This is a genomic window from Kushneria marisflavi (genome assembly GCF_002157205.1).
In the GTDB taxonomy this organism is placed as follows: Bacteria; Pseudomonadota; Gammaproteobacteria; order Pseudomonadales; family Halomonadaceae; genus Kushneria; species Kushneria marisflavi.
The window spans coordinates 490,454-511,756 of sequence record NZ_CP021358.1 but is presented as its reverse complement, the minus strand read 5'-3'; the positions used below and the strand labels follow the sequence as shown (position 1 = coordinate 511,756).

The 21,303-nt window shown below is 59.3% G+C and carries 19 protein-coding genes; 15 read left to right on the top strand and 4 right to left on the bottom strand.

Annotated elements, in window-relative coordinates; translation table 11 throughout:
• Nucleotides 1-6 precede the first annotated feature (6 nt).
• The gene (locus tag B9H00_RS02400) at nt 7-492 is read left to right on the top strand and encodes a LabA-like NYN domain-containing protein (protein ID WP_086899317.1); all 486 of its coding nucleotides are present in this window, start codon (nt 7-9) and stop codon (nt 490-492) included.
• An 18-nt stretch (nt 493-510) separates the two neighbouring features.
• On the opposite strand, the gene B9H00_RS02395 is transcribed toward B9H00_RS02400, so the two are convergent.
• Entirely contained in the window at nt 511-966 is a 456-nt protein-coding gene (locus tag B9H00_RS02395; protein ID WP_086899316.1) for a hypothetical protein, read from the bottom strand.
• Between the two features lie 84 nt (nt 967-1,050).
• Between B9H00_RS02395 and B9H00_RS02390 the strand changes: the two genes are divergently transcribed.
• Nucleotides 1,051-2,274, top strand: a complete 1,224-nt coding sequence (locus B9H00_RS02390) for a winged helix-turn-helix domain-containing protein (protein ID WP_086899315.1) — start codon at nt 1,051-1,053, stop codon at nt 2,272-2,274.
• 88 nt (nt 2,275-2,362) lie between these two features.
• Nucleotides 2,363-3,628, top strand: a complete 1,266-nt coding sequence (locus tag B9H00_RS02385; protein ID WP_086901656.1) for an MFS transporter — start codon at nt 2,363-2,365, stop codon at nt 3,626-3,628.
• Here B9H00_RS02385 and B9H00_RS02380 read toward each other — a convergent pair.
• Nucleotides 3,619-4,584 (bottom strand): ATP-grasp fold amidoligase family protein, encoded by a 966-nt coding sequence (locus B9H00_RS02380; protein WP_157663167.1) that lies wholly within the window; start codon nt 4,582-4,584, stop codon nt 3,619-3,621. The two genes, B9H00_RS02385 and B9H00_RS02380, sit on opposite strands and share 10 nt — an antisense overlap.
• A 195-nt stretch (nt 4,585-4,779) precedes the next feature.
• Here B9H00_RS02380 and B9H00_RS02375 point away from each other — a divergent pair, with 195 nt between their 5' ends.
• The 3 genes from B9H00_RS02375 (at nt 4,780) to B9H00_RS02365 (ending at nt 7,675) form a co-directional block, all read left to right on the top strand.
• Nucleotides 4,780-5,310 carry an ankyrin repeat domain-containing protein gene (locus B9H00_RS02375; protein ID WP_086899313.1) on the top strand — a complete coding sequence of 177 codons (531 nt, stop codon included), beginning with the start codon at nt 4,780-4,782 and terminating at the stop codon, nt 5,308-5,310.
• A gap of 118 nt (nt 5,311-5,428) precedes the next feature.
• On the top strand, nt 5,429-7,018 hold the full coding sequence (locus B9H00_RS02370; protein ID WP_086899312.1) for an ABC-F family ATPase: 1,590 nt from the start codon (nt 5,429-5,431) through the stop codon (nt 7,016-7,018).
• Between the two features lie 462 nt (nt 7,019-7,480).
• A complete protein-coding gene (locus B9H00_RS02365; protein ID WP_086899311.1) occupies nt 7,481-7,675 on the top strand; it encodes a hypothetical protein in 195 nt (64 codons plus the stop codon).
• Nucleotides 7,676-7,737: 62 nt separating this feature from the next.
• Here B9H00_RS02365 and B9H00_RS02360 read toward each other — a convergent pair whose 3' ends face one another.
• A complete protein-coding gene (locus tag B9H00_RS02360) occupies nt 7,738-8,778 on the bottom strand; it encodes a serine hydrolase domain-containing protein (protein WP_086899310.1) in 1,041 nt (346 codons plus the stop codon).
• A 199-nt stretch (nt 8,779-8,977) separates the two neighbouring features.
• On the opposite strand from B9H00_RS02360, the gene betC reads away from it, so the two are divergent.
• From betC to B9H00_RS02335, 5 genes are all read left to right on the top strand, one after another.
• Nucleotides 8,978-10,492 (top strand): choline-sulfatase, encoded by a 1,515-nt coding sequence (gene betC, locus B9H00_RS02355; protein ID WP_086899309.1) that lies wholly within the window; start codon nt 8,978-8,980, stop codon nt 10,490-10,492.
• A 137-nt stretch (nt 10,493-10,629) separates the two neighbouring features.
• Entirely contained in the window at nt 10,630-11,238 is a 609-nt protein-coding gene (locus B9H00_RS02350) for a LysE/ArgO family amino acid transporter (protein ID WP_086899308.1), read from the top strand.
• Between the two features lie 164 nt (nt 11,239-11,402).
• Entirely contained in the window at nt 11,403-12,515 is a 1,113-nt protein-coding gene (locus B9H00_RS02345) for a 5-methyltetrahydropteroyltriglutamate--homocysteine S-methyltransferase (protein WP_086899307.1), read from the top strand.
• Between the two features lie 139 nt (nt 12,516-12,654).
• Complete coding sequence (locus B9H00_RS02340) at nt 12,655-14,097, top strand: MATE family efflux transporter (protein WP_211329551.1); 1,443 nt, start codon at nt 12,655-12,657, stop codon at nt 14,095-14,097.
• A 56-nt stretch (nt 14,098-14,153) separates the two neighbouring features.
• Complete coding sequence (locus B9H00_RS02335; RefSeq protein ID WP_086899305.1) at nt 14,154-14,753, top strand: DUF4202 domain-containing protein; 600 nt, start codon at nt 14,154-14,156, stop codon at nt 14,751-14,753.
• An 88-nt stretch (nt 14,754-14,841) separates the two neighbouring features.
• On the opposite strand, the gene B9H00_RS02330 is transcribed toward B9H00_RS02335, so the two are convergent.
• Nucleotides 14,842-16,548 carry a methyl-accepting chemotaxis protein gene (locus B9H00_RS02330; RefSeq protein ID WP_086899304.1) on the bottom strand — a complete coding sequence of 569 codons (1,707 nt, stop codon included), beginning with the start codon at nt 16,546-16,548 and terminating at the stop codon, nt 14,842-14,844.
• A gap of 361 nt (nt 16,549-16,909) precedes the next feature.
• Between B9H00_RS02330 and B9H00_RS02325 the strand changes: the two genes are divergently transcribed.
• From B9H00_RS02325 to B9H00_RS02310, 4 genes are read left to right on the top strand one after another with little or no spacing between them, the layout of a single operon-like run.
• A complete protein-coding gene (locus tag B9H00_RS02325; RefSeq protein WP_086901655.1) occupies nt 16,910-17,584 on the top strand; it encodes a cupredoxin domain-containing protein in 675 nt (224 codons plus the stop codon).
• The gene (locus B9H00_RS02320) at nt 17,584-19,932 is read left to right on the top strand and encodes a putative bifunctional diguanylate cyclase/phosphodiesterase (protein WP_086899303.1); all 2,349 of its coding nucleotides are present in this window, start codon (nt 17,584-17,586) and stop codon (nt 19,930-19,932) included. Before B9H00_RS02325 ends, B9H00_RS02320 begins: the two co-directional genes overlap by 1 nt.
• Entirely contained in the window at nt 19,929-20,771 is an 843-nt protein-coding gene (locus B9H00_RS02315; protein WP_086899302.1) for a DUF3034 family protein, read from the top strand. The genes B9H00_RS02320 and B9H00_RS02315 overlap by 4 nt, the downstream gene beginning before the upstream one ends.
• An 18-nt stretch (nt 20,772-20,789) precedes the next feature.
• On the top strand, nt 20,790-21,227 hold the full coding sequence (locus tag B9H00_RS02310) for a group I truncated hemoglobin (RefSeq protein ID WP_086899301.1): 438 nt from the start codon (nt 20,790-20,792) through the stop codon (nt 21,225-21,227).
• The last annotated feature ends 76 nt before the right edge of the window (nt 21,228-21,303 follow it).

Below are 21,303 nucleotides of genomic sequence, written 5' to 3'. Positions count from 1 at the left end.
GATCTCATGGCTCGAGTTGCGCTTTTTGCCGACGTACAAAACATCTATTACACCGCCCGCGAAACCTTTGGCTGTCAGGTCAACTACGCTGCGCTCTGGCGACATGCCGTCGGCGAGGACACCGTCGTGGCCGCTTATGCCTATGCCATCGAGCGACATGATCCGCGCCAGCAGCAGTTTCAGCATGCGCTGCGCGATATTGGCTTTGAGGTGCGCCTCAAGCCGTTCATTCAGCGCCGTGATGGCAGTGCCAAGGGCGACTGGGATGTCGGGATCACGCTGGATGTTTTTGAAACGTCGAGCGAGGTCGACCGGGTGGTATTGATTTCGGGCGATGGCGATTTTTCCGAATTGCTTGACCGTATACAGCAGCGCTTTGGCGTCAAAACCGATGTTTATGGTGTTCAGGCACTGACCGCCAATGCCCTTCGGCAGGCGGCCGACCGATTTGTACCCATTGAAGGCGCGCTTTTGCAGAACACCCGACGCTGAGTCGGGGGCTGCCAATGGTTACTGCACGCTGTAGCGGTGGCCGACCAGACAGGCGGCCAGTGCACGGCGATAGGTGCCCGCCTGAAGCCGGGAAGGTGGCTCAAGTGTAGTCGTGGGGTTAAAGCCGCTCTGATCGATGGCCCAGCGATGACACTGGCCGTGGTCGTGCTGCTGCAGGCGTAGCGTTTGATCCTGCATCGGGTAGGCCACGACATCAAACAGGTCCATTCCGGACATCTGAACTTCGCGCGGGGTAGGCGTTGGGGTATAGCGTCCATCACTTTCGGAGGCCACAAACCAGCTGCCTCGCGACACCTGATAGCGCTGCTCACCGATCCAGATCGGGCGAGCATCGTCGGGCAGTCCGGCGCGTCCGGAGGTCGTCGGTGCGGCATTTGCTGATGCCGCGCCCAGTATCAACAGAGGCAGCAGCGCGTGAGTCAGACCGCAGGACAGGGGAAGAGACTTGACCATGAAAGGGCTCCATGACAGGTGTGGGCACCGCAGCGGGCGCCCTTTGATGTCATGCCAGGATATACGACAGGAGCAGGCAGCACCATGACCCGCCATCTATCAGCCTCAAACGTTCGCCATCTGACGCTGGCCATGCAGGGGTTTGGCGCCGACCGCGATGGCCCCGAGCCTGACAGTCGTGCACTTTCAAGCCTGGTTCGAAGGCTCGGGCTCTTGCAGATCGACAGCGTCAACGTGCTGTGTCGGGCGCATTATATGCCGCTGTATTCACGGCTGGGCCCTTATGATCGGCAATGGCTGGAGCGCTTTAATCAGGGGCCGCCTTCCAAAAGGCGACTGTTTGAATACTGGGGCCATGAAGCCTCGCTGATTCCCGTGGAAGATTACCCGCTCTATCGCTTTCGCATGCAGCGCGCCCGTGAAGGCGGGGGTGGCCTTTACAAACGCCTGGCGCGTTTCTCGAAAGAGCATCCTGATTTTGTAGACCAGGCGCTCGCTGAGATCCGCCATCGCGGTGCGCTGGCAGCGTCTGACCTGACCGGCGGCGGGCGAGGGCAGGGTAGCTGGTGGGGCTGGAGTCATGGCAAGTCAGCCCTTGAGTATCTTTTCTGGAGTGGCCAGGTACTGGTGGCCCATCGGCGTGGCAATTTTGAACGGGTATATGACCTGCCCGAGCGTGTGGTCGGGTATGATGCCGTCGAGGCACCTGAGTTGTCACCCCAACAGGCTCAGCAGGCGCTGGTCGCACGGGCGGCTCGGGCCATGGGCGTGGCCAGCGTGCGGGATATGCAGCGTTATTTTCGCCTGGATGGTCGTGAGGCCCGCGCGTGCATCGAGGCGCTGGTCGACAGCGGTGAGCTGGAGCCTGTCGAGGTGGAGGGCTGGTCAATGCCGGCCTGGCAGCATGTCAGGGCGCGAACCAGTCGCCGGGCAAGCCATGCGACCGCGCTCCTTTCACCCTTTGATCCTCTGATGTGGGACCGCGAGCGCGCCGCTCGTGTGTTCGACTTTCATTATCGCATCGAAATTTATACGCCATCGCACCTGCGCCAGTACGGCTATTACGTGCTGCCTTTCATGCTGGCCGGGCAAATGGCCGCTCGTGTCGATCTCAAGGCCGAACGCGCCGCTGGTGTGCTGCAGGTGATCAGGGCCCACCCCGAACCGAATATCTCAACGGAAATACTGGCGCCGGCACTGTTTGAGGAGCTTGTCCGACTGGCCCGTTTTCTGGGGCTTGGGCGTGTGCAGATAATGGGCAGTGGCCCACTTGATCGAGCGCTTGAAGCTGTGGCCCGCGAGACATGAAAGGACCGAGAAGGACTGTTACTGGCGCCTCGTCAGGCGTATGGTAAATGTCATACAACCTCATACCTTGACCAACAACGACAAGACCATGTCCTCTGATTCGATGGCGGGAGCAACGCCCGCCGGTACCAACCTTCGTATTGTCGCCATCGTCAGCTCTACCTTTGTCAGCATGCTGTGTATCGGGATGACGCTGACGGTGCTGCCGCCATGGATGAATGGCCCGCTGGGCTTTGATGCCGTCACGGTAGGCGCGGTCATCAGCCTTCAGTTTGTGGCGACGCTCCTGTCCCGACCCTTCTCAAGTCAGATGGCCGACCGGCTTGGCGCCAAGCGTGTGGTGCTGCTGGGCATGAGCGGCTGCGCGCTCAACGGTGTCCTGATTCTGATGGCGACGCTGAGTATTCAATGGCCGCTTGCAAGCCTGGTATTGTTGGTTCTGAGTCGCCTGGTGCTGGGTGTCTCTCAGGGGATGATCGGCACGGGCTCGCTGAGCTGGGGTATCGGGCTGGTGGGGCCTGCGTTGATGAGCAAGGTGATCTCCTGGAATGGCATCGCAGGATTTGGCGCGCTGGCCATAGGCGCGCCGCTGGGCGCCGTGCTTGCGCAGGGGCTTGGCGTGATGAGCATGGGGCTTTTCATCGTGTTGATCGGTGGGCTGGCACTGGCGCTGGCCTGGCGGCGACCGGCCTCTCCGATTGTCAGCGGCAAGCGCGTGCCCTTTGCGCATGTCTTCCGCGTGGTCGCCCCCTATGGCGGTGCGCTGGCCCTGAGCTCGGTCGGCTATGGTGTGATCGCGACCTTTATAACGCTGTATTACGCCGACCAGCAGTGGGATCACGCGGCCTGGGGGCTGAGCGCCTTTGGCGCTGCCTTTATCACGGCGCGGGTGCTGTTTGCCGGTACCGTTAATCGCTTCGGCGGCTATCGTGTGACGCTGGTGTGCTTTATGGTCGAGCTGGCAGGGCTTCTGGCCCTGTGGCAGGCCACTCATCCGGGCGTTGCCCTGCTGGGCGCGATACTGGCAGGTCTTGGGGTCTCACTGATTTATCCGGCACTGGGCGTCGTGGCGGTGGCCAAGATTGCCGCCACCAGTCGCAGTGCCGCACTGGGCGCCTATTCGGTCTTTCTGGATGCTGCGGTGGGCCTGACCGGGCCGCTGGCGGGCTTTATCGCCAGCCGTGCCGGCTATTCAAATATCTTTCTGGCTGCAGCGCTTTGCAGTCTGGCCGGCTGGGCGCTTTGTGTCGGGCTCTACACCGTCTCGATCAGACGCCGCGCGCGAGCCCGACGCCAGGCTCTGTCAGAAGACAGGGCGACATCATCTTCACTGGAGTCACAGCCTCAGAGTTGAGCGAGGCGAGCACGTTCCAGATCCTCTCTGGTATGAAGAGAAAGCTGGTGCTCGAGATCGAAATACTCCCCCCACTGCTCATCAAAGTGGCTGGGCTCAAAGCGCTCAAAGCCACTACCCGGGGTAAAGGTCATCTCACCAAAATAGACCTGTCCCTGAAGGCTGTAGAGATCCACCCGCACGTAAGCGAATCCCTGTGAAAGGTTTTTGGCGCACTCGATCAGGGCTTCCAGGTTGTCAGGCCTTGTCGGGAGGCGCGACGCCGAACTGTTGGCGTATTTGACCTTGAGCGGCAGCCGCTGCCAGTCGGTCGTGAAATAATCACGGCAATGGCCGTTGAAGCGGTCGCTATCAACCTGAATGATGCAATGTGATTGTTCGGCGCTGTTGAAGCAGTGGAACTTGTAATCGGCCGGAATGTTGCCGCCGTCATCAAGCATGAGCTGTTCAACCACCAGCTGCGGTGCAATGTTGCGGTACTGGGTCTCGCGTGAGCCCATATAAAAGTTGCGACTGAGCCAGCCATCGGTCTGACGCTTTAGCTCGTCAAAGGAAAGAGCGCTCTTGTCGGTGACGATGCGATTCATGGCGCTGCCATGGTTGCCCTTGATGACGAACTGCTCGGGCAGGGCCTCGAACATGTCACGCGTCAGCACCGGATTTGACGCCAGCAGCGGGATCAAATGCTGCTGTCCCAGTCTTTGCGCCACGAAGTCACGCACTGCCAGCTTGTCAGCCAGATCACGAAAGATGGGACGATCAGCATCGAGCTTGAGGCACGTCAGCTTTTCGCTCCATGTACGTGGAGCCTTGAGCGATGGTGTGCGACCAAAACGTTTTTCAAACTGTCGCAGGGCTTCGCGCCGGTCCGAGCGCTTGAGGCGGCGAAAGGCTTCAGAGCATCGTTGACGCGTGCGCAGTAATGGTAGCGGCAGGGGGAGCGTATTGTCGGCCACGAACATCTTCCATGAATGCTGACTAAAATGTGGCAGGACGATAGCAGGATCAATCGCATTGTTAATTAAGTAATTGTTAAGGGCTATTCATTGTCCCCCGTGACAGCTACCTTTCGGGGTTGTTTTGACGTATTGCATGTTTTGACGCCGGGCAGGGGCTCTGAAACCCTGACCCGTTCTAAAGCGGAGACGGCCATGAGTGATAATACCCCGCAGCAGCCTCACGACATTGATGAGGAAACGATTGAGCTTGCCACCCGGATATTCAACACGGCGCGCACCGGCGATGCCGAGAAGTTTCGGGAGTGGCTGGGTCAGGGACTGCCGCCCAATATGCGCAATCACAAGGGGGACAGCCTTTTGATGCTGGCGAGCTATCACGGCCATCATGACACCGTGAAGGTGTTGCTCGAGCATGGCGCCGACCCCGAACTGCGCAACGACAATGGCCAGAACCCGCTGGCTGGCGCGGCCTTCAAGGGAAATCTGGAGATGGTCCGACTGCTGCTGGACGGTGGCGCCGAGATCGATGGCTGTTCGCCGGATGGCAAGACCGCCCTCATGTTTGCGGCCATGTTCGATCACGTCGAGATCACACGGTTTTTGCTGGAAAAGGGAGCTGACCCCATGCGACGCGAAAGCCGTGGCATGACGGCCGGCCAACTGGCACTGGGAATGGGTGCCGAACACACCCCGGCGCTTTTGGGAGAAACCCGCGCGGATTAAGTCCCGAAGCCGGCGCCGTCTATAAAGTGTCCCGCCATACGCGTACAATCGCCCGCCAAACGTCATCATTCACGCCCGAGCCGGCCTGCCGGCTCGGGCGCCTTTTCGGAAATTCCCCTTGCTCTCTACTGCCAATATCACCATGCAGTTTGGCCCGAAGCCGCTGTTTGAAAACGTCTCGGTCAAGTTCGGCAACGGCCATCGCTATGGCCTGATCGGCGCCAACGGCTGTGGTAAATCCACTTTCATGAAAATCCTGGGGGGCGATCTGGAGCCTTCCGGCGGCCAGGTCATGAAGGATGCGACCACACGGCTTGGCAAGCTGCGTCAGGATCAGTTTGCCTTCGAGAATGAGCGAGTCATCGATACCGTGATCATGGGTCATGAAGAGCTCTGGCACGTCGCAGCCGAGCGGGAGCGTATTTACTCCCAGGCCGAGATGTCCGAGGAAGATGGCATGAAGGTTGCCGATCTCGAAGTGCGCTATGCCGAACTCGACGGCTATACCGCTGAAGCCCGCGCCGGTGAGCTGTTGCAGGGACTGGGCATCGGGGATGATCAACATCAGGATCTGATGAGCACGGTTGCCCCCGGCTGGAAGCTGCGTGTGCTGCTGGCGCAGGCCCTCTTTGCCGACCCGGATGTGCTGCTGCTCGATGAGCCGACCAACCACCTGGACATCAACACCATTCGCTGGCTGGAAGACATCCTCAAGGCGCGGCGGGCGACGATGATCATCATCTCGCACGACCGCCACTTCCTGAATAGTGTCTGCACACACATGGCGGATCTGGATTACGGCGAACTGCGTCTGTTTCCGGGTAACTACGATGAGTACATGATTGCCGCCACCCAGGCGCGCGAACGTCTGCATTCCGATAACGCCAAGAAAAAGGCCGAGATTGCCGAGCTTCAGCAGTTCGTCAGTCGCTTCTCGGCCAACGCCTCCAAGGCCAAGCAGGCCACCTCTCGTCAGCGCAAGATCGACAAGATTCAGCTCGAGGAGGTCAAGCCGTCATCGCGTGTCAGCCCCTTCATTCGCTTTGAGCAGAACAAAAAGATTCATCGTCAGGCGCTGACGGTCGAAAACATCAGCAAGGCCTGGGATGACAATGTTCTGTTCAAGCGGTTCGGCCTGCAGGTCGAAGCCGGCGAGCGTGTGGCCATCATCGGCCCCAACGGCATCGGCAAGACCACGCTGCTCAACTGTCTGACCGGCAATATGGCCGTGGACAGCGGTGAAGTGAAATGGACCGATGCCGCAGAAGTCGGGTATTTCGCGCAGGACCACGCTGCGGATTTTGAAAGTGGCGACACGCTTTTTGACTGGATGGGACAGTGGACCACCCAGGGTGAGCAGCAGGTACGCTCGGCGCTGGGCCGCATGCTGTTCTCCAATGACGATATCGGCAAATCGGTACGGGTCATTTCCGGTGGCGAGCAGGGCCGCATGCTCTTTGGCAAGCTGGCGCTGCAAAAGCCCAACGTGCTGGTGATGGACGAGCCGACCAACCACCTGGACATGGAATCGATCGAGGCGCTCAACCTGGCGCTGGAGAACTATCCCGGCACGCTGATCTTTGTCAGCCACGACCGTGAGTTCGTAAGCTCCCTGGCCACGCGCATCATCGAGATGAAGGATGACGGTATCGTCGACTTCAGCGGCAGTTATGAAGACTATCTGCGCAGTCAGGGCATCTACGGCTGATGCTGACGTTGTCGTTCGAAAAGCCCCGCCATTGGCGGGGCTTGTTTTTCTGCTGCAGGGTGTTTTCGTGCGGAGCATCATGCCGGTGATCATGAGTGGCAGTGGGCGGCACCTGGTTCAGTGATTGCCCAGACATTCGCGTTTTCTTCAGTCATCTGGCCCATTGGCATAACCTTTTGTGCAGCGATGGCGGTTTTTTTTATCACCTTTGATTGCATTCGATGATCAAGGGTTACGCGATCTGCATTGTGAATGAACAAAAATAACAGGGATTCATAACCCTGGTTAGCGCATCGTTTAGAGGAGAAGGCGGTAAGCGATTTTCGGGCCCGGCCACCGTAATAGCGCGTAAATTTCCATTGCCTTGTAGAGGCACCTTGTCGGCTGGATGCCCGTCATGTCGGGAACTATCGGGTATCGTATGCAGCCCAATCATTATCATGCCAACCAGGAGGGCACCTTATGAGCAAGCACGGCAATGGGCGGTTCGAGAAATTCAAAAGTGATATCAAGGCGAAGGTTGCGGTGGCCACCAACAGCGATCGTCTTTATGAGGACGCCGAAAAGCAGCGGCTGATGGTACGCCTAATGGAAACAAAAGGTCTGACGCAGGATGAGGCAGAAAGGGAAGCCGCTCTCCAGCTTCGCAATGAATAACCGGCGTTGAAAAATGCCATGGCAGGAGCGGGTCATGACTCGCTGTTGATCGAGGCCGGTGCCTACCCTGACTCGGACCCTTGCTCGGAAGTCGCCGTAATCAGCGCTCCCACCAGTGATTTAATCCGGCCCAGGTAGCTGCCGCTTGAAGGCGGTGTGGGGTCCGAGGTCAACACGATTGTCATCTCGCGCTCCGGTACCACGAACAGCACCTGCCCGCCGTAACCCCAGCCGTAATAGACCGTCTCATGTTCAATCTTGCTGGAAAACCAGCCGTAGCCGTACTCATCGCCGTTATAGAATGAACGTGTCCGTGGCTGCCATGACGTCCTGATCCAGGCTTCTGGTACCACCTGTCGTCCGCTATAATGCCCGCCGGTACGATACATTTCGCCCAGCGCCATCAGCGCCTGTGGTGTCAGGCCCATTTCATTACCGCCGAAGTAGATGCCCTGAGGGTCGCGGGTCCACGGTGGAATATTGATGTCCAGCGGAGCACCCAGCCAGTCCCGCATCAGCGCCAGCGTCGAGCGCCCGGTAGTGTGGGTCAGGGCGGCCGACAGCAGGTGCGTATTGCCGGTGGAATAGAGCATCCGGCCACCCGGTTCCGAGACGAAAGGTCGCGAAAGCGCGTTACGAACCCAGTTTTTACTGGCGACCCATGCGCCATAGTGCTGCCCGGAGGTGCGCTCGAGCCCTGCCTGCATCGACAGCAACTGGCCGACGGTAATATTGCGTATTCGCGAGTCGGCATCCGTCGGGATCTGGTCGCGGGCCAGCAGTTCGATGACCGGCTGATCGACGCTTTTGATGACGCCCTGCTCGATGGCAATACCCACCAGTGCTGACATCACTGTCTTGGACAGTGATTTGATGTTGGCCGTCTGATTGGGGCGGTGTCCACGATAGCCTTGCTCGATCACGATTTCACCGTGAATGGCCACCATAAGGGTATGGGTGCGCGGCAGGGCACCGGCCTGATCTGTCAGTCGTGACAGCGTTGAAGGAGCTGGCGTGATGGTAGAGGCCGAGGCGGGTATCGATATTAGCCAGAACAGGGCGATTATGACCAGTGCATGGCTTGGAGGTCGGCGCTTTGGCATGGGGGCCACTCCATCGGGGGGACAAGCCGGATGACTCAAGTGTGGTGCATATTCAGGATGACCGCCTGCAGGCACTGGCGTTGTTAAGGCCCAGCTGAGCCTGGTCTGAGCCCCTTGATAAATCATTCGCCTGGGCCAGGGGGGAAAGCGCATGCTGTAGAGGCTACTGATATCCCTTCACCCGCCTTTGGAGGATTTGATGACGCGCCCCAATGTATTGATTCTCATGGCTGATCAGGTCAACGGTACCTTGTTTGAGGATGGGCCGGCCGACTTTCTGCACATGCCCCACCTCAAGGCGCTGGCAAGCCGCAGCGTGCGGTTCAAGAACGCCTATACCCCCAGTTATCTCTGCGCGCCGGGGCGAGCGGCCTTTATGTCCGGGCAGTTGCCATCTCGTACCGGTGTCTACGATAACGCCGCTGAATTCCCGTCGAGTGTACCGACCTGGGCGCACCATCTCAGACGCGCCGGCTATCAAACCTGCCTGTCGGGCAAGATGCATTTTGTAGGGCCCGATCAATTGCACGGGTTCGAAAGCCGCCTGACAACCGATGTCTATCCGCCCGATTTTGGCTGGACGCCGGATTACCGACGTCCCGGTGAGCGCATCGACTGGTGGTATCACAACCTGGGCTCTGTTACCGGCGCGGGTGTGGCCGAAATCTCCAATCAGATGGAGTATGACGACGAGGTCGCCTTCCACGCCGAGCAGAAGCTCTTCGATCTCTCCCGTGGCCATGATGATCGCCCCTGGGCGATGTGTGTGAGCTTCACCCATCCTCACGACCCCTATGTGGCAAGACGCAGATTCTGGGATCTCTACAACGACTGCGAGCATCTTGAGCCCGGACTGAGTGAGGTGCCCTATGCCGAGCAGGACCCGCATTCCCAGCGGCTTTATGAGGCCAACGACTATACGAAGTTCGATATCCAGCCGGAGAATGTGCGTCGCGCGCGTCAGGGGTATTTCGCCAATCTGTCCTATGTCGATGACAAGGTTGGCGGGATTCTGGATGTATTGAAGCGCACCCGCATGCTGGACAACACCATCATCATGTTTGTCTCGGATCACGGCGACATGCTGGGTGAGCGCGGTCTGTGGTTCAAGATGAGCCCGTTTGAAGGCTCCTCACGCGTGCCGCTGATGATCAGTGCGCCGGGCTTTGAGCCGGGCGTCGTGGAAACACCCGTGTCGGCCATTGATATTAATCCTACCGTGGCCGATCTGGTCGGTGTAGATCTCAGCGCCATCGCTGCCTGGACCGATGGAGAGTCGCTGGTACCGCTGATGAAGGGGGGGACGCGTGACACGCCGGTCTATATGGAATACGCCGCCGAGGGCACGATTGCGCCGCTGGTGACCATTCGCGAAGGGCAGTGGAAATTCAACCACTGTGAGGTTGACCCGCCGCAATTGTTCAATCTGGTAGACGACCCGGATGAGCAGCATAACCTTGCCGAAGACCCCGAGCACACTGGTGTTCTTGAGGCGTTTACGCAAAAGATGCGCAAGCGCTGGGACATGGCACGCTTTGATGCCGATGTGCGAGAAAGCCAGGCGCGGCGTTTGATCGTCTATGAAGCGCTGCGTAACGGTCACTACTTCCCGTGGGATCATCAGCCCCTGCAGGTAGCGTCCGAGCGTTATATGCGCAACCACATGGACCTCAACGTGCTGGAAGAAGCGCAGCGCTTTCCACGCGGAGAGTAGAGCGCAGACACCCCTGTCGGTTCTGTCCTGACGAACCGGCGCCATGAAAGTGTCGAATGGGGTATCAGGAGCTTTCATGGCAGCCTTTGGCCATACGCGTACCCTCACGGTCTGGAACACCGTAGAGGGGACGCAACATGGCATCATTCTGGACCGGGCTGGGGCTGGGCCTTTCATTGATCATGGCGATCGGGGCTCAGAACGCCTTCGTTCTGCGACAGGGCCTGCGTGGCGAGCATCTTTTGATGGTGTGTCTGTGCTGCGCGCTCAGCGATGCGCTACTGCTGGCGTTTGGCGTCTATGGTGCTGCTACCCTGATCGAGCAATTTCCAGCTCTTGACGCCGTCCTGCGCCTGGCGGGCGCACTTTTTTTACTGATGTATGGTGCCAGGGGCATGGCCGGGGCGGTGTGCGGTGGTCAGGCGCTGGTGCCGGTTGAGCAGCAAAGGGCCCTGTGGCCCCGGACGCTTGCCGTGTGTCTGGCACTGACCTGGCTCAACCCTCATGTCTATCTCGATACGGTGGTGCTGGCGGGGGCCGTATCGGCCCAGCAGCCGTCAAAGGGGGCCTTTCTGGCCGGTGCCATCACGGCTTCCTTTATCTTCTTTTTTGGATTGGGACATGGAGCAGGCCGCCTTCGGGCCGTGCTGTCCCGCCCTCGTGCCTGGCAAATACTGGATGGCAGCATGGCGATGGTCATGTGGGGGGTGGCCCTGTCGCTGCTATGGCCCATGGTCAGGCCGTGAGGACGCGGCTATCGTATGTTCAAGACCATACTGATGCTGTCCGACCATGGTTGAATATCATTCATGTCATGGGTGAACAACCCTCGCTGGTGTTCATGACGACGCCACGGCATATTGCGTGACGAAAAGGCTGTTCTGCAGCATTTGTTGATTAAGGAATGATCATGTCTTTACCCATGCCTCCCTATCGTGCTGACACGGTGGGCAGCCTGCTGCGCAGCGACACTCTCAAGCATGCCCGTGAACAGCATGCCGCCGGCACCATCGATCAAAGCGCGCTCAAGGCTGTTGAAGACAAGGAAATTACACGTCTGGTCAAGCAACAGGAGTCTCTGGGGCTGAAGGCCGTCACCGATGGTGAGCTGCGTCGCGCCTGGTGGCACTTTGATTTTCTTGAACATCTCACCGGCGTTGAAGGGTTCGAGTCCGAGCAGGGCATTCAGTTTCAGGGTCGCCAGACCCCCTCCCATGGCGTGCGCGTGGTGGATCGTGTCCGGTTCAATCCGCAGCATCCGATGCTTGAGCACTTTCGCTATCTCAACGAGCAGACCACCAGCTCGATTGCCAAGATGACGATCCCGAGCCCCAGCGTGCTCCATTTTCGTGGCGCCGGTCAGGTCGATCGCAGTGTCTATCCCGAATGGGGAAGCTACTTCAATGATCTGGCCGACACCTGGCGTGAGGCCATCGCTGCCTTTTACGAGGCGGGCTGTCGCTATCTGCAGCTTGATGACACGGTCTGGGCCTATCTGTGCTCCGACAGTGAAATCGAAGCGGCACGCGAACGCGGTATGGAATCGCCCGAGGCCCTGCAGCACGTCTATGCCGACGTCCTCAATCGGGCGCTTGAAGGCCGGCCAGCCGACATGCACATCAGCCTTCACGTCTGTCGTGGCAACTTCCGTTCAACCTGGATCAGCGAAGGCGGCTATGAGCCGGTCGCCAAAACGCTGCTGGGCAGCGTCAATGTCGATGCCTTCTTCCTGGAGTACGACACTGACCGGGCCGGTGACTTTCGACCGCTGCGCTTTTTGCCTCGTGGCACTCAGCAGGTCGTACTGGGTCTGGTCACGACCAAGACCGGCGAGCTTGAATCCGCCGAACAGATTCAGGCTCGCCTGAAGGAGGCGAGTGAATATGTGCCGATGGATCAGATCTGTCTGAGTCCGCAGTGCGGGTTCGCCTCGACGCACGAAGGCAACAATCTCACCGAGGAGCAGCAGTGGCAGAAGCTGGATCTGATCGTTAACCTCGCCGAGGAGTTCTGGGGCTACTGAGACAGCCCTTGAACCGCCTATCAACGTCTGACTGATGTCCGGGTCAGGCGTTTTTTTATGCGCTTTTGAATGCGAGAGCTGCACTCGCGGAGGTGTCCCGCTATCGTTGTCGCATGTTCTCCTGCAAAAGGCATCTCCCTTGGCACGACCAACCGGCACGCACAGTGCCTCACGCTATCAGGCGTCATTGCTGGAAGGCCCGGTTCTGGGCTCCCTGTTAAAACTGTCCATCCCGATCGTACTGGCCAACATCCTGCAGTCGGGCTATCAGCTCATCGATGCCTTTTGGGTCGGCCGGCTGGGCGGGCACGCCGTGGCCGCCGTCTCGGTCAGTTTTCCGGTGACCTTTTTGCTGATTGCGCTGGGCTCGGGGTTCAGCATGGCCGGCTCCACCCTGGTGGCGCAGCACATGGGGGCCGGTAACCATCATCGAGTCAATCAGGTGGCGGGACAGACCATTTTACTGGTGGTCGTGACCTCCCTGAGTCTCTCCCTGATCGGCATCTTGCTGGCGCCGGGACTGCTGGGGCTTTTGGGAGTCGAAGAGGCCGTGTACGACGCGGCGCTGGTCTTTTTGCGCATTTCGATGGCGGCGATGGTCTTTACCTTCGGATTTTCCATGTTCCAGGCGCTGATGCGTGGGGTCGGCGAGGTGCGTCTGCCGCTGTATATCGTGACCGGCACGGTACTTTTGAATGTGGTGCTGGACCCACTGTTCATCTTCGGTTTCAACCTTGGCGTGGGCGGTGCGGCGCTGGCGACTCTTGTTACCCAGGCGCTGGCGCTGGGAACCGGGTTATGGCTGCTGGTGCGCGGGCGGCATGGCATCGTGCTCAAGGGCCATGATCTGCGCCCTGATCCGGTCTTCATTCGCCGTGCGCTGTCGCTGGGGCTGCCGGCGTCGGTCGAGCTTTCTGCCCGGGCGCTGGGCATGAACGTGATGGTTTTTCTGGTGACGGGCTTTGGCACCGTTACCATCGCCGCCTATGGTGTGGGCACCAATATCATGGCCTTTGTGATCATTCCGGCGCTGGGGCTTTCCATGTCCACGGCAGCGCTGGTAGGACAGAACATCGGTGCCGGACAGATCGAGCGCGCCGGGCGGATTGCACGCCTGTCTGCCCTGATCGCGCTGGTGTCCCTGAGCGTCATCGGTCTTGTGGTCTTTACGTTCGCCCGCCAACTGGTGGCCTTTTTCGTGCCGGGAGATGAGGCCATTATCGAGGCAGGCAGCCATTTTCTGCACATCACATCGCTGACGTTCGGATTTATCGGTGCCCAGATGGCGCTGACCGGTGTCTTTCGGGCGGCAGGACATACCGTGGTGGCAATGCTGCTGGCGCTGGTATCGCAGTGGGTATTGCAGTTCCCGCTGGCCTTTATTCTGTCGCGCGATACCGTCATGGGCGTGGATGGCATCTGGTGGGCCTTTCCGGTCACCAATATGGTCACGGCATTGATCGCGCTGATTCTTTTCATGCGAGGCGACTGGCAGAAAGGGCGCCTGGCCGAACGGGAAGACCCGCTGAGTGCACAGGTCTCCGACGAGATCATCAGCAAGGGCCCCGGTCCGAGCGCCTGAACGCGCCCACGCGGACGGTTCGATCAATCGACAATTAATAAAGAGGAGAGCGGCACATGGCAGACAATCACCGGTTTGATGCAGCGATGGCGCAGCTGGATGCGCTGCACGCCGAAGACCCACGGATGGAGACGGTCGATGGCGAACAAGTGCCCTATGAGCTTTTATACGCTCAGCGCATGAGTGAATGGCTGGAGCGGCTCAGGGGTGACGCCAGCGAGACGCTGCAGCTGGCGGTGCGTGCCCAGCACCTGAAGCGCTGGGAAGTGCCGCGCGACAGCTATCCGATGGACCGGCCCGGCTATCACGCCTGGCGTACCGGTCTCAAGACGCGTCAGGCTGACATGGCGGCCGAGGTGTTGCGTCAGGCAGGCTATGACGAGGCGGATTGCGCCCGGGTGGCCGCGCTGATACGCAAGGAAGATCTGAAAAATGATGAGGAGACGTGTGCGCTTGAGGATGCGGCGTGTCTGGTCTTTTTGCAGGACTATTATGCCCCCTTTGCCGCCGAACACGACGATGACAAGGTTCTGGGAATCCTGCGCAAGACCCTGCGCAAGATGTCTGCCGAAGGGCATCGTCTGGCTGGAGAAATTGTGCTGGAAGGTCGTGCCAGAGCACTGGTTGAAAAGGCCGTTGCCATGGAGATGCGCTGACCCGTAGGCGCATGTGGTGCTGAAGTGGCAGGATCAGGATGACACTAAAAACCCCGCCGAATGGCGGGGTTTTTTGAGCGCACAAGCATCAGAATTCGGCCCACTCTTCGACTTCGTGGCGTTGCACGGTCGGTCGCTTGAGCTCGGTACGCGGCGGTGCTGACGGCGCCTTGATGGCCGGTCGTACGGGCGAGGGCGCTGTCGCACTGACGGATCTGGTGCTTGCAGCCGAGGCACTGGCAGTGGCGCCGGCCTCGACCCTGAAAAATGATATCTCCTGCTGAAGTTCGGCGGCGCGGTCGCGCAGGGCACGGCTGGCCATGCTTGATTCTTCAACCAGTGCGGCGTTTTGCTGGGTCACGGCGTCCATCTGGGAGACGGCCACATTGACCTGGTCGATGCCGGTCGCCTGTTCGCGGCTGGCCACGGCGATCTCGCTGACCAGATCGGTGACGCGTTTTACGCTTGAGACAATCTCGGTCAATGTCTGGCCCGAGCGATTGACCAGGTCAGCGCCGGTATCCACACGTTTGACGCTTTCCTCTACCAGCTGCTTGATTTCGCGGGCCGCGTTGGCGCTGCGTCCGGCGAGGTTGCGCACTTCGTTGGCCACTACCGCAAATCCGCGGCCCTGTTCGCCGGCACGGGCGGCTTCGACTGAGGCATTGAGCGCCAGCAGGTTGGTCTGGAAGGCGATCTCATCGATCAGGGAGACGATGGTGGAGATCTTCTGGCTCGAAGCGCTGATCTCGCCCATGGCGGAGACAGCGTTTTGTACCACGTCACCGCCGGTTCGGGCCTGCTGGCTGACTTCACGTACCAGACGGTCGGCCTGAGCAGCGTTATCGGCGTTGTGGCGTACCGTGGTCGTAATCTCCTCCATTGAAGCGGCCGTTTCCTCAAGGCTTGTGGCCTGTTCCTGAGTACGTTGATTCAGATTCTCGTTGCCATGGGAAATACTTTGTGCGGCATCATTGACCGCTACGGCATTGTGGCTTACCGAGCGAATCACGCCGGCCATCTTGTGCTGCATGGCGGTCAGCGCCCTTAGCATGTCGCCAAACTCATCCCGGCAGGTAATGTTGGTCTCGACGGCCAGATTGCCCTGCGCCAGCTCATTGGCGAAATGATGTGCCTTGCCGAGCGGCGTCATGATGCCGCGTACCAGCCAGATCGACAGGGCCAGTGACAGCGCAATGGCCAGTGCAATCACGCCAAACATGATGTTCCTGAAGGCCTGATAGGCCGTGCCGCTTTGCTGATAGTGAAGGCCGGCGTCGGCAACTTCACGTTCGAGCAGATCTTCAATACCCGGAATGACGACCTTGTAATCCTGCCGGATGGCGGCGTCATTAAAGGCCTCTGCGGCAACGAAGTCGCCGGTCGCCATGATGTCCATCATGCGCTGCAGATTGGACTGCAGCGTGGTGATGGACTGCTGCAGCTGTGTGGCCTGCTGGCGCTCCTCGGCATTTGTGATAACGCCAAGATAGGTGGACATGGCCGCGTTGGTAATGGCGTCATTCTGAGCCATTTCTGATTTTGTGGTCAGGGCCGTTGCGGTGTTGTGGTCACGCTGCTCGGCGACCATCTTGACGCGGTTGCTCAGTAGGGTCGCGCGTATGGCGCCCAGCTTTTCGATGGCCGTCACGTTGTATTTGTAGGTGGCTTCCAGCGCCTGCTGCGATTTGTGTGCGCTATAGATGCCCAGTGCCCCCACCACCAACAGCAACATGATGCAGATGGCCAGGCTGCCCGAGAGCCGGAGTCGGACGCTCTTTTTAGGGTTCATCATTTGATGCTTTCCTCGAATGGTTGATCCGATCGCTTCCGTTGCGAGTCGATCGCGCACCCGGCGCAGATTCTGACGTGACGGAGTAGGTTGAAATAGTTCCGAGTGTTCACGGCGGGTATATCGACCGCTTTGGCATTTACTCGAGCATCATGGGAACTATCAGCACAATTAACTTGTGCTAAATAAGGCTCGTTTATGATATCGAGCAGTCGCCCTGATGAAGGTTTGTCAGTCGTAAAGTTTCCTGCTCTGGTGCCGATGGTAGTGGGTATTCGATGGGTCATTGATAAGCGAGAGCCTGGCCGGGCGATGTCATGACATCGCGTAAATGTCAGGGCTGATACAAGCGGGGAAAACCGGGATGATGCCTTCCCTGAAGGGGTGTGTGACGGTGCTGCTCTTGCTGCTGTCGTTGTCGGCAAGGGCGGATGGGTCACTTTTGATCACGCAGGCAGGCAGCGATATGCCGCTTGCTCAGGCCGTGGTTGAAATCATGCTTCCCGATCGTGAAACGGCTACCGGGAAAGAGGACGGCTATCAAATCGTTCAGCGCGGCGCGCAATTTGACCCGCTGGTCACCGTGATTCCGGTCGGGGCCAGCGTCACCTTTCCCAATCAGGATACGACCCGTCATCAGGTCTTTTCCTTCTCACCGCCCAAAGTGTTCAGTCTCGACCTCTATCTTCGTGAAACGCCGCCGCCGGTGTCGTTTGAGCGCCCCGGTGTTGAGGTGCTGGGGTGCAATATTCACGATTCGATGCAGGCCTTCATTGTCATCAGCGAGGCGCCATTTTTTACCATGACGGACAAGAGTGGCCGCATCGAGCTGAACGCGCTGCCACCCGGGCGTTACTCGATGCGGATATGGCATCCGCGTCTTGACGATACGCACCAGCAGTGGTGGCAGGGCGAGGTTGATACCCGCATTGATAATCATGTGGCGCTGACATTGGCAGCAACGCCGACGCCTTCATCCGAACCCTCTCTTTTGCAGCAGCGCTTTCAGCGCGGGCTCGAGCACCGGGAGTATCCGTAATGTCCTTTCGGCGGCGTCTTCTGCTGGTCATGCTGGCCGTGCTGGTAGTGGCTCAGCTGGGTACGGCCCTGGCGACGCTCGACACCATTCGTCGTGATGTCCTCAACAAGGGCAGTCGCGAAATTGATGTGGCCCTTGATGTCACCCGGCAGCTTTTGGCCGAGCGAGGCCGTCATCTGCGCGATAATGTGGCCGTGCTGGCCTCCGATTTTGGCTTCCGGGCCGCCGTGGCCACCCAGGATACCAATACCCTGAACAGTGTGTTGCTCAACCATGGGGAGCGAGCCGGTGCCGATATGGTGCTGCTGACCGACCCCGATGGTCGAATTCTGGCCAGCAGCCATCAGGAGATTGGCACCAGAATGCCTTTTGAGTCGCTATGGAAGGAAGCCAGCAATCATGACAGTGCCGTGGGTGTGGTGCTGCAGGATGGCGTGCCCTATCAGATGGTCCTGATGCCGGTTCGTGCGCCAGGGCTGATCGGCTGGGTGGGTATGGGGTTCATGCTCGATGATCAACTGGCGCGCGAAATTGGTGACCTGACGCGCCTGTCGGTCAGCTTCATGGTGGATGAAACAGGCCATGAAAAGACGCCACCGGCTTTTGTGGTGGGGGCGCTTCAGTCGGCGCCCGCGTCGGTTCTTGATACCTTTCGAAATGCCCTGATGCAGGGTCGCTTCATCGATCACAGCGACATGGAGGAGATGACCGATACGCTGGCGCGAGCCACGCTGCTTCAAAGTGACGGTTCTGGCAGAACCTGGGTCATCATTCAGCATGGCCGAGGCAATCTGCTGGCCGTATACGATGCCTTGAGCTGGCAATTGCTGTGGATCTTCGCCGTCATGCTGATACTGACCGCTACTGTGGCGGCACTGATTGCTCGCAGCATGACCCGACCTCTACTGCAGCTGGTGGCCTCGGCGCGCCGCATCGGACGTGGCGAGCGTCTTGCCGCGCTGGATCATGGCCGCCACCGCGAGATTGGGCTGCTGGCCGATACCCTGATGGGCATGCAAGCCGACATCGATCAGCGTGAACAATGTCTACTCCACCATGCGCGTCATGACCGACTGACCGGGCTGTCCAATCGCGACAGCGCCCAGCAGGATATCGCCCGGGCCATTGAGCGCAATATGCCCTTTACGCTGGTGCGCCTTTCCATTGTGGGCTTTCGCCAGATCAACGATACCTTTGGCTATACCGTGGGTGATGAGGTGCTGCGCATGCTGGCAAGGCGTCTGGAAGGACTGGACCTACCGCATCAGCAAACCTATCGCCTGGGCGGTGACGAGTTCCTGTTGCTGTTGCCGGAAGAAGGCATCACGAGTCAGTACATCATGACCCTTCACGAGCATCTGGCTCGGCCCTTTGAACATGAGCGCTCACCGATTGCGCTGACCACCGTTGCCGGTGAGGTCAGCTATCCGGAACATGGCGAGCGCGCCGGATTATTGCTGCGCTGCGCCGAAATCGCCATGGATCGTGCCCGGCATGAGCACAGTCGGCATGTGCGCTATGAGAAGGGGCAGGACGAACAGCATCAGCGTCGACTGGCGCTGGCTCGCGATCTTGGGGCTGCCGTCGAGCAGGATCAGCTCACCATGGTCTATCAGCCCAAGATTATGGCAGGCAGCGGCGCTGTCATGGGGTTTGAAGCCCTGATGCGCTGGCACCATCCTGACTTCGGCTTCGTTCCGCCGGATGAGTTCATCGCACTGGCTGAGCAGTCGGGGCGAATGGCGCTACTGACCCACTGGATGCTGCGCACTGTCTGTCGCCAGATCGATCTTTGGGCACAGCAGGGTGAGGTCGTCAGTGTGGCGGTCAATCTTTCGGCACATGATGTCATGGACGTCACACTGCCCGAGCGCATCCATCTATTGCTGCAGGACTATCAGCTTGGTCCCGAACGGCTGCGACTCGAGGTCACCGAGAGCGCGCTGATCCGGGACCCGGCGCTGGCGCAGGGCAACCTGATCGCACTGCGCAATGCCGGTCTGCATATCGCCGTCGATGACTATGGCACCGGCTACTCATCGCTTTCTCAGCTCAAACGTCTTCCGGTGCAGGAGCTCAAGATCGACAAGTCCTTTGTCATGAAGCTCGATCATGATTCGGAGGATCGCATTATCGTGCGCTCCACCATCGAGCTGGCGCACAGTCTTGGGCTGAGCGTCGTGGCAGAGGGCGTCGAAACCGAGGCGTCAAAACGGCTGTTGGTAACCATGGGTTGTGATGTGCTGCAGGGCTATCTGATTTCTCGCCCTCTGCCTGCGGATCAGGTCATTGACTGGATCGGTCAGTACCGCGAGGGCGATCCCACGGCCCGGAGGGCGCAGGGATGAAGGGATATCAAACGCTACTGGTATTGACCGGGTGGCTGCTGATAGATGGGCAGGCCCTGGCAGGCAGTCGCCTGGCGGGCACGGGCGGGGTAATGCAGATCGAGGGTGCCAGCGGGGGTGGCCTTTCTCCATGGGGCATGCTGACCGGCACGGTCAGCGAGGGCGAGGTGGCGGTGACACTTGGCGCCACGCGCGCAGATGTGGATGACTACCATCTCGTGGTCAGCGGTGTCGCTGCCAATCTTTATGATCGCATCGAGCTGTCCTATGCCCATCAGCGACTGGCACTGGATACCCTGGGCGGTAACCAGGTTCAGGAAATCTACGGGGCCAAGCTGCGACTTTTCGGTGACGTGCTCTATCGTCCCTGGGGTGTCTGGAGTCTGGGTGTTCAGCACAAGGCGCTGATCGAGGGACAGGCCCTGGCTCGTGCCGTCGGTGCCCGGGACACACAGGGCAACGATATTTATCTGGCCGGCAGCAAGCTCTTTTTCGATGCGTTTGCCGGGCGCAACCTGCTGGTCAACACCACGCTGCGCTCGACAAAAGCCAATCAGGGCGGCCTGCTGGGATTTGGGGGCGATCGCGGTAATCATCGCGAACTGATGATTGAAACCTCGGTTGGGCTTTTCTTGACGCCAGACTGGATCGTGGGCGCCGAGTACCGTCAGAAGCCTGATAACCTGGGATTTGCCGGAGAGGATGACTGGCGCGATGTCTATGTCGCGTGGTTGATCAGCAAACATCTGTCGCTGACCGGAGCATTGCTGGATCTGGGCGACATTGCAGGCCTTGAGCGGCAGCGGGGCGGCTATCTATCCCTTCAGCTGTCGCTGTAATCATTGCGGAGAGTCAGCATGCGTACATGGTGTGGTGTCGCATCCATCGCGGCATTGATCATCGGTCTTTCAGGCTGCGCCGGGCAGCCTGAAAGACCGCCGTCACTCTATGAGCGGCTGGGCGGTCAGGCCGGCGTTCATCAACTCGTCACGGACCTTTTAATCAATGTGGCCGATGATCCGCGCATCGTGGGCTATTTCGCTCACACCAATATCGATTATCTGGCCGGCTCGCTTGAGCAGTATATCTGTGACATCAGCGATGGCCCCTGCACCTATGAGGGGCCTTCCATGGCACGGGCGCATCAGCACATGGGCCTGACCGATGCCAGCTTCAATGCGCTGGTCGATAACCTGCAAAGGGCGCTGATGGCCCAGGATATCGATATGGGAGCTCGTAATGCGCTGCTGGGGCGACTGGCGCCACAATATAGTGAGGTCATGCGCGATCAGTAGGGCATGCCTGACGCCCTGTCAGAATTGACGATGACAACCCGCGCCATTCGCCTGACAATACGCTCACATTTCTTGA

Excerpts from the sequence above, each read along its gene's own strand:
- B9H00_RS02325 (WP_086901655.1), top strand. The coding sequence starts at position 16,910 with ATGATGCCTTCCCTGAAGGGGTGTGTGACGGTGCTGCTCTTGCTGCTG.
- B9H00_RS02375 (WP_086899313.1), top strand. The coding sequence starts at position 4,780 with ATGAGTGATAATACCCCGCAGCAGCCTCACGACATTGATGAGGAAACG.
- B9H00_RS02330 (WP_086899304.1), bottom strand. The coding sequence starts at position 16,548 with ATGATGAACCCTAAAAAGAGCGTCCGACTCCGGCTCTCGGGCAGCCTG.
- B9H00_RS02315 (WP_086899302.1), top strand. The coding sequence starts at position 19,929 with ATGAAGGGATATCAAACGCTACTGGTATTGACCGGGTGGCTGCTGATA.
- B9H00_RS02320 (WP_086899303.1), top strand. The coding sequence starts at position 17,584 with ATGTCCTTTCGGCGGCGTCTTCTGCTGGTCATGCTGGCCGTGCTGGTA.
- B9H00_RS02350 (WP_086899308.1), top strand. The coding sequence starts at position 10,630 with ATGGCATCATTCTGGACCGGGCTGGGGCTGGGCCTTTCATTGATCATG.
- B9H00_RS02385 (WP_086901656.1), top strand. The coding sequence starts at position 2,363 with ATGTCCTCTGATTCGATGGCGGGAGCAACGCCCGCCGGTACCAACCTT.
- B9H00_RS02335 (WP_086899305.1), top strand. The coding sequence starts at position 14,154 with ATGGCAGACAATCACCGGTTTGATGCAGCGATGGCGCAGCTGGATGCG.
- B9H00_RS02395 (WP_086899316.1), bottom strand. The coding sequence starts at position 966 with ATGGTCAAGTCTCTTCCCCTGTCCTGCGGTCTGACTCACGCGCTGCTG.
- B9H00_RS02400 (WP_086899317.1), top strand. The coding sequence starts at position 7 with ATGGCTCGAGTTGCGCTTTTTGCCGACGTACAAAACATCTATTACACC.
- B9H00_RS02365 (WP_086899311.1), top strand. The coding sequence starts at position 7,481 with ATGAGCAAGCACGGCAATGGGCGGTTCGAGAAATTCAAAAGTGATATC.
- B9H00_RS02345 (WP_086899307.1), top strand. The coding sequence starts at position 11,403 with ATGTCTTTACCCATGCCTCCCTATCGTGCTGACACGGTGGGCAGCCTG.
- B9H00_RS02310 (WP_086899301.1), top strand. The coding sequence starts at position 20,790 with ATGCGTACATGGTGTGGTGTCGCATCCATCGCGGCATTGATCATCGGT.
- B9H00_RS02360 (WP_086899310.1), bottom strand. The coding sequence starts at position 8,778 with ATGCCAAAGCGCCGACCTCCAAGCCATGCACTGGTCATAATCGCCCTG.
- betC (WP_086899309.1), top strand. The coding sequence starts at position 8,978 with ATGACGCGCCCCAATGTATTGATTCTCATGGCTGATCAGGTCAACGGT.
- B9H00_RS02390 (WP_086899315.1), top strand. The coding sequence starts at position 1,051 with ATGACCCGCCATCTATCAGCCTCAAACGTTCGCCATCTGACGCTGGCC.